Genomic DNA, 13,271 nt, shown 5'->3' with positions numbered 1-13,271 from the left:
ACATTTTTTTCAAAAGTGTTAAAATCGAGATTTGATGGGTTTTAACACCTTAAAATCCAATTTTGAGACATTTGTTTTGAGCTGTATAATGGCTAATTAGCTGCAATCTGATTACTAGAATATCGTCCGAAACCTTTGACACTGCTTCAATGTTAGAAGCCCATTTAGAAGGTGGATCAATCTTTTTCTTACCGCCTTCAAAAGTAAACTTTGACACTTTTGATGCACTCAGTACTTTGGGCATTTCGACAAGTGCCGGACTTTCACATTTAGCACCGCTAAAGCTAATCTTTTTTACGAAAGAATCTTTATCTACTCTTTCTTTAATTTCTTTTTCCTTCGTTCCAACTGCAGACCATACAAAATATTGACCGCCAAATGAAACGATCGCACTAGTATATAGTTTCGGATTAGTACCTAAAAATTCTGTCGCGGATTGCTCACTTGAAAAAACACCATACTGTTGTGCATAAAAGGTATATGCTTTGTCATCAGCCTTAGCAGTTGTTGTCGTTTTAGATGCAGTTTTCTTATCATTAGTAACTTGCTTTTCTGCCTGTCCATCAAAAAAATGCAATGCAATGAAAAATAGAAATACTCCTGCCACACCAATAATCACACCATGCACCATAGACAAGAGCAGCATTTTTTTATTATTTCTAGATTCAAATTTCATGTCATCACCCCTCTATTAACCGTAGCATGATGACCATAAAAAAAGACAAGACTCTTGTCGTCTTGTCCATAAAATTTATCTTGTTAAAATAACAAATTCATATACCATTCGAGAATTTGTTCGCCATAAAAATAAGTAATGATACTTGCCAATGCAATCGATGGACCAAAAGGAATCGGAGTTTTACGCCCTTGCTTTCGGTAGTTTAATAGTACAACGCCTACTATTAAACCAATAACCGACGCCAAAAATAACGCAAGTAATGTCGAATAAATACCAAGTACTAGTCCAATGATGAAGAATAATTTAATATCCCCGCCCCCTATCCCACCTTTCGACAGGATCGCAACGAGTAATAATATTAAAAATCCACCAAATGCCCCAACAATACTGTCCCACCATGGGTTCGACTGGATGAAAAAACGTCCAACCACTAAGAGCACTCCAAAAACCAATAAAATCTTATTAGGAATCAACATATACGCAATATCTGAAACTGTAATAATGATTAATAAGGAAATAAATAATAGTGCAATAATCAATTCAGGATTTAATCCCAATTCCAAATACGCCAATGTAAAAAGAAAAGCTGTCACAAATTCCGTTAACGGATATACCCAATGAATTTTCGTTTCACACTTTCTACATTTACCCTTCAAAAACAAAAAAGATAACACAGGTACTAAGTCCCTAGTTGTTAACCGCCTTTGACAATTTGTACAATGTGAAGGCGGGCTAACAATAGACTCTCCCTTAGGTACTCTTAACCCAACTACATTAAAAAACGAACCAAAAACTAGACCAAATATAAAAAAGAATAGTGCATAAACAATTATCATTTATATCCCTCTTATTATAGTTTATTCTTCTACTGAACCCTCGTAGTAGAATACTGTGAGTTGAACGGTAGCTTCAAGCGCTTCATCTGCCCCTGAACTTTGTACATCTGTATTTGGTATTTCGTACTCAACAGAGTCAATACGCATAATACGAGGCAATACTTCAACTTCCTTTAAAAAAGCTCTTATTTCTTTTTTATCCTTTGCATTAATTGATAGCGTCATTGATATTAGCTTTAATTTTTCTGGTAGACTACTAGATGCAATCGGCGAAACAGGAGTAACCGACGTTTCGCTCTCATCATTACCATTCACATTATCACTACTTGCTTGATTTTGTGGCTCCTTATTTGTTGAGGTTTCTTCCATTTGGATTGTCTCTTTAACTGTCTCATCATAATTATTAAATGTAATATCAATTACATTCGTTTCACTTACTAATTCCACTTGTTCAATAGCATTAATCACATTACTTAAATCACGATCTAACGGTACTTTCGTTTTTAATTCACTCATACTTTTCTCATTAGCTTTTTGTTCTTCCTTCATTATATCAAGCTGTTCATCTAGTGTGGCTGCCTCTTTCTTCATATCCGCGATTTGATATTTCAATGAATTACTTTCCTCCATTTTTGGATATACCGCGTAATAAAAGATAGCGCCTAAGATTGTGATAACAAGTATTCCGATAAGAATATATGCTGATTTCTCATTACTCCCTAAAGAATTCATGGACGTTCTACCTCCGCAAGTAAATCTGAATTACTAATAGCCAATTTAAACTCTGCTGTATAGCGGGGTACTAAATCCTCATCTGAATCGGCGTCATTATACTCGTTTTTTTCTGGTTTAAAAGAAGTTACTTTTTCAATTTGGACATCTGTATATAAATGATCCATTAATAATTTTTGAACATACAGAGATACGTCGTTAAGCGTTTCAAAGTCGATTGTCACTACAATACCTTCAGGACCGTATTTAATATCCGTAAGCTTTTCGTACGATTCAAGATGACCTTCTAAACTATCAATAATCGGTGCAACCGGGTATGAAACCGATTCAACAAATTGTACAGATTGTGCAAGTGTACCTTGTGATTGCTTCTGAATATTCGCGATTTGGTCTTTATAACGATCAATTTTTGTTGATAAACCTTGTTGCTCTGAGGACAAAGATTCAACCTCACTTTTTAACGAGAAATATTTCACCCCAATAGCAATAAATAACAAGCAAATGACAGCTACAAATAACCAAAAAAGTAGACTATTTGTCTTTTTTCTTTCTATCTTAGGTAAGAGATTAATATCTGGAATCATACCCTACTCTACCTCCTTTAAGGCTAGTCCAATTAAACTTGATTGTGATGCCTTAAAGTTAGGAAACTTACTAGTAATCACTGAATCTGTTAAAGTATGTACCGGCAAAGTTAATTGACTTTCTAGCATGTCAATGATGTATGGCAGCTCAGGTGAATCTCCTATAACAACAATATTCCCTACGCTCTTTTCACCTTTATTTAAAGAATAGTGATAAAAGTTTAAAATACGATCAATTTCAGATAACGGCTCCATTAATGCTGTTTTATAATTCATCACATCATCACTGTAAGCATAATCAAAAGCATCTTCCGTGTGTTTCGGGTACCATTTACTACGCTCTGTATTAATCGTTTGATAGCGTAAAAATTCGACTTCCCCTTGCGAATAAATTGTTATTGAGAGCTCATTAATAGACCAATCTGTAATTAGCGTAATGCTGTTATGTATATTCGGCATAACCATTTCAAGCAAACGTAGATTAGAAATCGCTTTTATATCCGCTACAACAGGTGATAAGCCAGCATCAGCTAATAGCCCCGTCAACTTCTGAATCTCATCTGCACTCGTAGCAAATAAAGTCGCCTTTCCATCCCCAGCCTGTGCATCATAAATATCAATAAGTGCATCTTCAAATGGTAGATGAATTGAACGTCCTAGCTCCATCTCTACATACTCTTTAATCGCTTCTTCTCCCTTTAATTCCTGTGGATGCTCAATTACCTTCATCATGACTGTACTATCAGGCACAAAAAAGCGTACATTCTGACCTTTAAGTCCATATTTTTTTACTTGCTCCTTTAGTAGCTCAAAAAAAGAAAGCTCATCTTCAATGACACCATCCACCACAATACCTTCATCTAAAGGAATACCTTCTATTGTAGCCTGCTCTAAATCATTTGAACTGACTGCTAACATATGCATTGCATAATCATTATATATAAATGACAGTTGTCGCTTTTTCTTCTTAAATATCATCAGAGTACCTCCCACATCGAAAAGCTTTAATACTTCGGTGGAGAAAGCCGGGAATGCATTTGAAATGCTATGGCTTTCTTCAACGAAAGATTAAAGGGAATACAGCAGTGGAGGCTGCTGTATATCAGTTATTTATTTCCCATATTTTCAATTAATTTGTCGCTCGTTATTACATTTCCTGTAGCAACACCATCTTTATATTTATTATTATTTATTTTTTCTAAAGCAGTATACGTAATAGAGTAACCATTTGTAGTTTTATCAACTTTATCTGCTGCAACAAGAGGATATTTTAACTCATCTACAAAACCTTCTAATTCAACGTTACTACATGAATTATCAGCTCCACACGCCCCATCAGCCATTGCTAATTTTGCCCCAGCTAAAATTGTGGAAGCATCCGCTAAAATTGCCTTGTCTTTTTGATTATTAATTATATTACCAATGGCAGGAATTGCGATAGCAGCGATAATCGCGATAATAACGATTACCGCTAATAGTTCGATTAAAGTCATACCTCTTTCATTTTTTATCATTTTTTTGATCTTATTCATGATAAAACCTCCTTTTTTCGTATATGTAAGTTGATCCTTAGATGATAGTTGTACTTGCTCGGTTGTCATTTTTCCTTTCACCTCCTTCCAATTAAAAATTCACTAGATTTGTTCATATAAATTAAACATCGGTAGCATAATGGCTGCTACTATAAATCCAACAATAGCTGCTAATAGCAAAATCATTAATGGTTCAATTAAGGATTTCAGCGAATCGACTGTACGATCCACGTCATCCTCGTAAAACTCCGCTATTTTTTCTAGCATATAATCTAAAGAACCCGTTTGCTCTCCGATAGCAACCATTTGCGTTACAAGTGGTGGGAATACCCAGCTTTTCTCTAACGGCTGCGATAGTGGACTCCCTTTTTCTAATGAACTTTTAGATTCACTAATCACTTCTTCTATTACAGGGTTACCGATAATTTTCTCAACAATAGCTAAAGCACTTAATATGGGAACTGAACTACTAAATAAGGTTGATAACGTTCTAGTCATACGAGCAATAGCCGATTTTTGCAGTACTTTTCCGAAAATCGGCATTTTCAGTAGGATATAGTGCGTCATAAAATTAATTTTTTCATTCTTCTTAAATAGAAAAGCAAATCCTCCGATTGCAACTATAGCTACGAGTAAAAATAGCCACCAGAATTTTTTCAAAGCATCGCTAAATGCCAGGACAACCAATGTAATGGCTGGTAGTTCAGCACCAAAACTAGCAAAGGACGCTGTAAATCTTGGGACAAGCCATAGCAGCATAAAAACGGCCACAAAAACGATTAATATAACTAACACAATCGGGTAAGTCATAGCCGATTGAATCTTCTTCTGTAATTTAAACGATTTCTCATAGCTAAAAGCCATTCGATCTAATGTGTCATCTAAATTACCTGTTGCTTCCCCAGCTTTCATCATATTGATAAAGAGCGTCGGAAAAATCTTAGGATATTTTGCTGCTGAGGCAGAAAAAGCAATACCGGAGCGTATATCCTCTTCCACACTAACTAAAGCTTTTTTTAGCGCCTTACTAGACGTTTGCGCACTAAGAATCCGTGTTGCTTCTACGATCGATATACCTGCTCGAATCAGCGTTGCAAATTGGCGACAATAAATAACAAAGTCCTCATTTTTCACTCCACTACCAAGCGATAAATCTTTGTGCAAAATACTTTTGGATTCTTCAATTTGTCTAGGATTAATGCCTTGATCTCGCAATTTTTTAACGGCTAATTGCTTGGTGCCAGCTTCAATAGTTCCCTTCTCCGTAGATCCCTTTGATGACCGACCACTATAGCGATATACTGTCATCCAAATTCACCTGCATTCAAATACGTTTTGGCAATTTCAAAATCTATTATTTTCTTCGCTAAAAGATGTTGAATAGAACTTTCAATTGTATGCATGCCAACTGCTCGATTTGTTTGCATGATATTCGGAATTTGATGTACTTTATCATTTCTTATTAAATTAGAAACAGATGGAGTATGTACTAAAATTTCTGTTGCTGCTACTCTACCTGGCTTGTCTATTCGTTTAAACAGTCGCTGTGAAATAATTCCTTGTAACACATTCGCTAGCTGAATACGAATTTGACTTTGCTGATGAGGTGGGAAGACGTCGATAATACGGTCAATTGTCGTTGGAGCACTACTTGTATGTAATGTCGCCATGACTAAATGTCCTGTTTCAGCAGCTGTAATTGCTGTTGAAATCGTCTCATGATCACGCATTTCTCCTACTAGAATAATATCTGGATCTTGACGAAGAGCTGAACGTAAACCGTTTGCAAAGCTATTCGTATCTGTTCCTACTTCTCGTTGGTTTACAATCGACATTTTATGTTTATGCAAATATTCAATAGGATCTTCTAGCGTAATAATATGTTTCGCATTATTGGTGTTAATATAGTCAATCATTGCGGCTAAAGTTGTAGATTTACCTGAGCCTGTTGGTCCTGTTACAAGAATGAGCCCCTGGGGTTTACTACATAAATTTTTCAATACTTCCGGCATGCCTAATTGATCGATTGTTGGAATTTCAGATGTAATTTTACGTGCTGCTAATGTACAGCTATTGCGCTGATGATAGGCGTTCATACGGAACCGACATCTTCCAGGGAGTGAGTAGTTGAAATCAACTTCACCTTTTATTTCATATTCCTCCTGACGATGCGGAGGCAGAATTTCTTTTATCATCAGCTCTAAATCATCAGGTGTCAGATTCTCTTCTCCATACGGTTGCAATTGTCCGTTAATCCGATAATGCGGAGGTACACCTACAGTTACATGTAAATCTGAAGCGTCACTGTCGTCCGCATAAATTAGTAATTCTATAATAGATTTTGCCATTTCCTCACATCCTAGTTATCAGTCGCTACACGTAATATTTCTTCTGTCGTTGTAATACCCTCCGCTACCTTTAACAGTCCATCTTCTAATAATGTTCGATAGCCTTTGTTATACATTTGCTTTTTAATCGTTGCAATTCCTGCTTTATTTAGTATCAATTCTTTTATATAATCATCGACTACGAGTATTTCATGAATTGCAAGTCGCCCTCTATATCCCGTCTTATTGCATGACGGGCATCCTTTACCACGCTTTACTTTTTCAACGTGGACATTATGTTTCACAAAAATCTCCTGTTCCTGTATAGATAAGTCATGATACTCACCACAATCACGGCAGACTCGTCTAACAAGACGCTGCGCCACTACTCCGACAACTGATGATGAAATTAAAAACGGCTCAATCCCCATATCAATCAATCTAGAAATAGATTCAACCGCACTATTCGTATGTAATGTACTTAATACTAGGTGCCCAGTTAGAGATGCACGAGTCGCAATTTGCGCTGTTTCTAAATCTCGGATTTCACCTATCATGACGATGTCTGGATCTTGACGTAAAATAGATCTTAAACCAGTAGCAAACGTCAATCCTATTTCTTCACGAACTTGAATTTGATTTACACCATCCATTTGATATTCAACTGGATCCTCAACTGTCACGATATTGACATCTTCACCATTTAGATGATGTAATGTCGCAGATAATGTAGAAGATTTACCGGAACCCGTTGGACCTGTAATAAGTACGATTCCATTCGGTTTAGAAATTATTTTTTTAAAATGCACTAAGTTATTATCTGAAAACCCAAGCTTTCGAATATCTCCGTGTGAATTATTCAAATCCAAAACACGCATAACAACTTTTTCACCATAAATTGTAGGTAACGTAGATAATCGAATATCAATCGGGTGAAGATTAATATTTGCCTTTATTCGCCCATCCTGTGGTAAACGATTTTCTGTAATATTCAAATTCCCCATTATCTTAATACGAGCGATGATCATATTTTGCATATGTTTCGGAAGGGAACGCTCTGTTTTTAATACACCATCTATACGTAATCGAATACGTAGTTCAGTTTCATGTGGGTCAAAGTGAATATCACTCGCTCTTTGAACAACAGCATTCGAGATAATTTGGTTAACTAACTTAACAATAGGAGAATCATCATCAAAAATTTCTACTTCTTCATCCTTTTCTAGTGGGATAAAATCATTCAACGCCGCATCCATTGTCTCCTGTAAATCATAGTATTTAGAAATAGAACGGTATAAATCATCCTTCGTTGCAATACTCGTTTCTATTTGGCAGCCCGTCACCATACGAACTTCTTCTATCGCGAAATAATCCATAGGATCAGCCATAGCAATGAGTAATTTATTCTTTTCACGCGTCAAAGGCATTAATAACGAACGTTTAGCTAATTCTTTTGGTACTAGTTGAATGAGTTCCGGTTCAATTGCATATTGACTGATACTAATATGAGGTACGCCTAATTGGAATTCTAGTACTTCAATTAATAATTGCTCTGTTAGTAAATTTTCTCTGATTAGAAAATCTCCAAGTCTTTCATTTATATTTCTACTCTTTAGAGCATAATCTAACTGCTCCTGAGTAATTGCGTTAGCTTCAACTAATAAATCCCCGAGTCTTTTTCTTTTTACCTTACTCATTTCTCCTTCACCTCTTTGCAACCTTATTTAGAATCACCAGGTGTTACAATATCCCCTGTTTCGGTATAGTAGCTTCCTTCGGGAACAGGACCACCATTTTTACTTTTAGTTGCCTTTTTTCGTTTAGTAGTTGTTGGTTTGCAAACATCTGAGGTATCATCCTCATTACATTCTTCTGAAACTTCTTCTCCACTTGCAGAATTCAAATCAACCGGTGTTTGTTTTGATGAAAGCTCAATAATTTCATTTTGTGGAGCATAGTAATTCTGACTTATTAATTCTGTCTTTTCATTTCCATCATCATTAGTGACTGTACGATAAATTACTAGTTGTAGACCTGATTCTGATTGTTGAGCTATCTCTCTTTCTCCTTCTTCTAAATAAGAAGAATATCGATAAATAGTTCGAGGCTTAACATTTTTTTTATCCTCTTCAAAGACTGACACTTTTGGATTGCCTCGTAGAGAATATAGTTCAATTTTTAATTCACCTGAATTTACTGTAGCAACAATTTTTGCTGGTACTTTACTATGGGATACAAATCGCAAATCTTTTTTAAATATTGGATTAACAACAGCTTCATACCCTGGATTCACATAGGTTGGAATTTCATTAGCTTGATGTCTTTCCAAAATTTCAAAGCTACTTTGTACTACTGCACTATATAAAGCCGATGCTACAATCGTCATTACACTTTCATTGTTAGAAGCATTGGCTATTAGTTCATTAAATGAAACTTCATTTTCCGGCTCAATTATAAAACCATTTAATTGAGCAACAATTTTCGAAATTTCTGCGGTTTGGCTTTCACTCAAAGCTATCGTTTCAAATGAAATTCGTTCAGCTTGATCGATTGATATATCTTTAACTGCAACCTTAATCGGAGAACTCTTCAGATAAGATGCCGCTTCAAGAATTTGAGTAATTAAATTTTCATCTTTTAAATTTGTTTGGTTTTCAATTTTCTCTTTTAAAGTAGGATTTGCTTCTACAATCAAAGACTCATGTACAATACGTTTCTTTTCCCAAAACGCATACCAAGGTTTCTCAATACTAAGTTCATATTGTCTAATAGAGGCATTTATATCGAATTTGAAATCTTCCCCGGTCAATAAAATCTCTTTTTCCCCAACCATTATCAATATTTCGCTACTTTGCCATGTATCAACGGCTGCATTTAACTGTTTTTTCATCTCTTCCTTAGACAAATTCTCTATAGATACATTACCTATAGTAGAACCTTTTGGAGCAGCTAATGCTTTATCCCCGTTATATTCAAATGAAACAAGAAAACCGAATACTAGCAGTGTAATTATTGTAAATTTCGTAAATAACCTCATATTCTAATTCTCCTATTATATTTTTTTGTATATTCGTATATCCTCATCTATAAACTAGATTATAAATAAAAATTATCCTAAAAGATACGACTTTTATCACAATTTAAAATGTTTTTTGTGAATAATTAATGAAAACATATGCTATATATCACAGAAGAAGGTATGATATAAGTGTATAGTTTAATATATAAAACAGGTTATTTGAACCACTTGCATTTTATTTTATCTATCACCTCATATTGTTGAAAAATATATTCCATCAATCTTACGAAAGAGGTTTTAAAAATGAAGAAATTCTATAAGATGTTTCATTCAAATGAAAAAGGATTCACACTTATTGAAGTTTTGGCATCTTTCGTTATATTAGTAATTCTACTAATAACATTTTTTACCTTCTTTATCCAAACAGCAAAAACAGGAAAGAGCTCAGAAAATATAGTAGATGCGACTTATATCGCACAGTCAGAAATGGAAAAGGCCTATGCAGTGAGTAAAAAGGAGAGCAATCAAGAAAAAGCCTTAAAAAGTTTAGGCTATACGCTTGAAGCTAATGGGGTTGAATTCATTAAAACAGAAGCTAAAAATACTATTAAATTAAAGCTTAAAAAAAACACAAATGCACCTAATTTAACGAACATAGTTATTACTGTCTATGAGAACAAAGAGGTTACTCCGAAAGCACAAATGGAAAATGTATTCGTATGGAAGTGAGGCAAACAATGAAGAATATAGCAAACAACGAAAAAGGAATTACATTAGTAGAGACACTCGCAGTTATCGTTATATCCGCTTTAGTTGCTACTTTAATATTCAACGTTCAATTGTCTAGTTCTAAACAATACGACAAACAATTAAATAAAAATCAGCAGCTTCATGAGGTTTCATATGTCTTAAAAGTCATTACAAAAGAAATGAGAAAAACAACTGATATTGTCTCTATTAAAGATGGGATAAAAATAAAAAATGAAGAATATAGATTCGAGAAAAGTACAAATGGCATCACGAAAAACAGTGTACCATTCGCTACTAATATTGAAGAATTCTTGGTTGAATACAAAGAAAATTCATGGAATATAAAAATAACAAATCTTGATGGCAAAACTGTTGAAACAAACATAGTCGTTAGGAGTGGAAACTAATGAGAAAATTATATAAACATAACCACACTTTAAAAAATGAAAATGGCTATACACTAATTATCGTCCTTATGGTACTGGTTGTTATGTCGATACTTGGTGTTTCATTGATGAGCGTTACTGCAACAACAATGAAGCAATCTTCAGGTGAACGTACAGATCAATCGGTATACTATATTGCAGAAGCAGGTATTGTACAAAAAAGAGAAGAACTTAATAACAAGGTAAACGATGCTTTCATTTCCACTAAAAATCACTATGAAACTTTAACTACTAAAGAAAAATTAAAGTTTAATTTCACAGACTATTTTTACACTCAAGCTGAGCAAATTATTGCAAGCTCAACAGTCAATCAGTTTAGTAATTATGAAGAACATTTTGGCAAAAAACCGAAATCAACAATAATATTAACAAAAGATAAAGATGACTCTAACAAATACTATATAAAATCAACAGGTGAAATTGGAGGCAAAAAAAGAACAGTAACACAAGAATATATTGTATATTTAGTTGTTGAAACGACTCCAACACCCGAGACATATACACCTAAATATGCAGTCCATGTTAAAAATACTATCTCATTATCAGGAAGCGCTAATATTTATGGGGCAGATATTGCAACCGAATCATCTAATCCCGGGAGTATAGATATTCCTGCGTATTATGGACATAAACCTAAAGCAGATCTTAGCACTCCTATTGATATCGAGTTACCTTCTTTCCCAGAGGATGATTTTAAAAATTTAGAGCAATTGAAATACCCTAATAATGAGTTAGTCAAAAAAAATGACTCCGAAAAGACAAATGTCATACAAAATGGCGATTTATTAATTAATCACTACCTTACTAACAAATACACACTTAATATGACAAATAATATGAAATTTAAAAATATCATACTATCTAGTAACTATTCATTAACGATCAATGTTGGTAATACAGACAAGTCCCTCCTAGTAGACCACTTAAATATTGATAATGGACATATAAACATAATAGGTTCTGGAAAATTAACTATTTATGTGAAAGATAAAATAACTACAAACTCTTCAAGTACAGTAAACAACAATGGGAGTATATCCAAACTAAAAGTGTATTACAAAGGAAATAATGCAATAAACATGGCTGGTGATCAAAGGATCTTTGGATCACTATATGCAAAAAACGCCAATATTAAATTTGGAGGTAGCGGAGGATTCCAAGGGGATATTTATTCTGGAGGAAGTAAAGTTGAATTAGATGGAGCTTCTTCAGCCATTACTAAAGTATTTTTCGCACCAAACGCAGATGTTACTTTATCAGGTAGTGGAAATATTACAGGAGCAGTTATTGCAAAATCTTTTACTGCTTCAGGTGGATCATATGTTCAATATGCTTCCTCTAACCCTATACCTATTGAAACAGTTCCGTCTTATGATGACCCTAAACAATTATCATCTCAAGGAGCTTTAATAGAAGAGTAATATAATAGTATTAATTCTTTTAATAAATAACTAAAAAAATTAAGGATATTGTTAAACACAAAAAGGCGTTTCAAAGTTGAAGAATTAACTTTGAAACGCCTTTTTAATTATTCTGTTGCACATTTTCTACAGAAAAATTTATTGGTCTCTTGAACTAAAAACTCATTTGGAATCCATTTAAGGAATCTTCTATAACCTAAATGTTCCTCGTCTCAACTAAAAAAGAATACTAACCACATAGAAAAAGTATTCTACAACCAACTTCAGTAATTAAAATTAATAAGACTTATCCCTACAATAAAAAGTCGTGAGCTTTAATGTCGTTTGAATGGTTTCTTTCAAACCATTTAAAACTTGATCTCCGTTTGGAACTGAAAAGTTTACTTTGTCTATACGGACGATACGATCTAATCTTTCTACTTCTTTAATAAAATCATAGACATCGTCATAATTTGGAGAGATTAGCATTGCATCAAATGTTATACATTCGGGCTTAAGTGAGGACTTTACAGATGCATTTGAACACACGGGAGTTGCATACTGAATTTCTTCTACTTGTTGATTTACTGATGAATGATTAAAGGACAGGTTTTCATCAGTAATTATTGATTCACTACTATGATTCGTTATTCCATCTATTAATTCTTTTCCTGACAAATTATTTAATGAAATGTCTACATCATTTTTAATCACAATATGATCAATCTTCGTGATAGTTAGCTGTTCAATATTCTGGAGTGCACGAAGAACCTTATCTAACTGTCTACTTCCAGGATCTTTGTTTAGAAATTCAAATTGATTGATTTTAGTACATCCTCTCTTTTATATTTCAAGTTTTCATTGCTTATTTTTAAATAGTGTAGAAATGCAGGCATTCATAAGTAAAAAATATTTAACTGATATGTATTCTGCTAATCATTATATGTTGCAATAGCTAAGAGAATT

14 protein-coding genes are annotated in these 13,271 nt (G+C 34.0%); 3 read left to right on the top strand and 11 right to left on the bottom strand.

Annotated features, from left to right (window positions below; genetic code table 11):
• Nucleotides 1-49: 49 nt before the first annotated feature.
• The 10 genes from MHH98_RS05600 to MHH98_RS05555 all read right to left on the bottom strand — a co-directional run bounded on the left by MHH98_RS05600 (nt 50) and on the right by MHH98_RS05555 (nt 9,727).
• Entirely contained in the window at nt 50-676 is a 627-nt protein-coding gene (locus tag MHH98_RS05600; RefSeq protein ID WP_051448775.1) for a hypothetical protein, read from the bottom strand.
• Between the two features lie 83 nt (nt 677-759).
• Nucleotides 760-1,515 carry a prepilin peptidase gene (locus MHH98_RS05595; protein WP_038187429.1) on the bottom strand — a complete coding sequence of 252 codons (756 nt, stop codon included), beginning with the start codon at nt 1,513-1,515 and terminating at the stop codon, nt 760-762.
• Nucleotides 1,516-1,536: 21 nt separating this feature from the next.
• The gene (locus tag MHH98_RS05590; RefSeq protein WP_076034348.1) at nt 1,537-2,247 is read right to left on the bottom strand and encodes a hypothetical protein; all 711 of its coding nucleotides are present in this window, start codon (nt 2,245-2,247) and stop codon (nt 1,537-1,539) included.
• Nucleotides 2,244-2,831, bottom strand: coding sequence for a PilN domain-containing protein (locus MHH98_RS05585; protein ID WP_038187435.1), 588 nt, complete (start codon nt 2,829-2,831; stop codon nt 2,244-2,246). Before MHH98_RS05585 ends, MHH98_RS05590 begins: the two co-directional genes overlap by 4 nt.
• Before the next feature lie 3 nt (nt 2,832-2,834).
• Nucleotides 2,835-3,809 (bottom strand): type IV pilus biogenesis protein PilM, encoded by a 975-nt coding sequence (gene pilM / locus MHH98_RS05580; protein WP_076034347.1) that lies wholly within the window; start codon nt 3,807-3,809, stop codon nt 2,835-2,837.
• A gap of 128 nt (nt 3,810-3,937) precedes the next feature.
• On the bottom strand, nt 3,938-4,363 hold the full coding sequence (locus MHH98_RS05575; RefSeq protein ID WP_143691510.1) for a prepilin-type N-terminal cleavage/methylation domain-containing protein: 426 nt from the start codon (nt 4,361-4,363) through the stop codon (nt 3,938-3,940).
• 102 nt (nt 4,364-4,465) lie between these two features.
• Nucleotides 4,466-5,671, bottom strand: a complete 1,206-nt coding sequence (locus tag MHH98_RS05570) for a type II secretion system F family protein (RefSeq protein ID WP_038187441.1) — start codon at nt 5,669-5,671, stop codon at nt 4,466-4,468.
• On the bottom strand, nt 5,668-6,711 hold the full coding sequence (locus MHH98_RS05565) for a type IV pilus twitching motility protein PilT (RefSeq protein WP_038187443.1): 1,044 nt from the start codon (nt 6,709-6,711) through the stop codon (nt 5,668-5,670). Before MHH98_RS05565 ends, MHH98_RS05570 begins: the two co-directional genes overlap by 4 nt.
• 11 nt (nt 6,712-6,722) lie before the next feature.
• Nucleotides 6,723-8,387 carry a GspE/PulE family protein gene (locus MHH98_RS05560; RefSeq protein ID WP_038188330.1) on the bottom strand — a complete coding sequence of 555 codons (1,665 nt, stop codon included), beginning with the start codon at nt 8,385-8,387 and terminating at the stop codon, nt 6,723-6,725.
• A gap of 23 nt (nt 8,388-8,410) precedes the next feature.
• Nucleotides 8,411-9,727: a VanW family protein gene (locus tag MHH98_RS05555; protein ID WP_076034346.1), complete on the bottom strand. Its 1,317-nt coding sequence runs from the start codon at nt 9,725-9,727 to the stop codon at nt 8,411-8,413.
• A 285-nt stretch (nt 9,728-10,012) separates the two neighbouring features.
• On the opposite strand from MHH98_RS05555, the gene MHH98_RS05550 reads away from it, so the two are divergent.
• From MHH98_RS05550 to MHH98_RS05540, 3 genes are read left to right on the top strand one after another with little or no spacing between them, the layout of a single operon-like run.
• Nucleotides 10,013-10,438, top strand: a complete 426-nt coding sequence (locus tag MHH98_RS05550) for a type IV pilus modification PilV family protein (protein WP_051448776.1) — start codon at nt 10,013-10,015, stop codon at nt 10,436-10,438.
• Between the two features lie 8 nt (nt 10,439-10,446).
• A complete protein-coding gene (locus MHH98_RS05545) occupies nt 10,447-10,866 on the top strand; it encodes a type II secretion system protein (protein WP_340712277.1) in 420 nt (139 codons plus the stop codon).
• The gene (locus tag MHH98_RS05540) at nt 10,866-12,326 is read left to right on the top strand and encodes a DUF7305 domain-containing protein (protein WP_340712276.1); all 1,461 of its coding nucleotides are present in this window, start codon (nt 10,866-10,868) and stop codon (nt 12,324-12,326) included. Before MHH98_RS05545 ends, MHH98_RS05540 begins: the two co-directional genes overlap by 1 nt.
• 276 nt (nt 12,327-12,602) lie before the next feature.
• Here MHH98_RS05540 and MHH98_RS05535 read toward each other — a convergent pair whose 3' ends face one another.
• The gene (locus tag MHH98_RS05535; protein WP_340712275.1) at nt 12,603-13,019 is read right to left on the bottom strand and encodes a hypothetical protein; all 417 of its coding nucleotides are present in this window, start codon (nt 13,017-13,019) and stop codon (nt 12,603-12,605) included.
• Between the last annotated feature and the right edge of the window lie 252 nt (nt 13,020-13,271).

Origin of the sequence: Viridibacillus sp. FSL H8-0110 (genome assembly GCF_038003565.1) — a bacterium.
Classification (GTDB): domain Bacteria; phylum Bacillota; class Bacilli; order Bacillales_A; family Planococcaceae; genus Viridibacillus; species Viridibacillus arenosi.
This window is presented reverse-complemented; position numbering and strand designations above follow the sequence as displayed.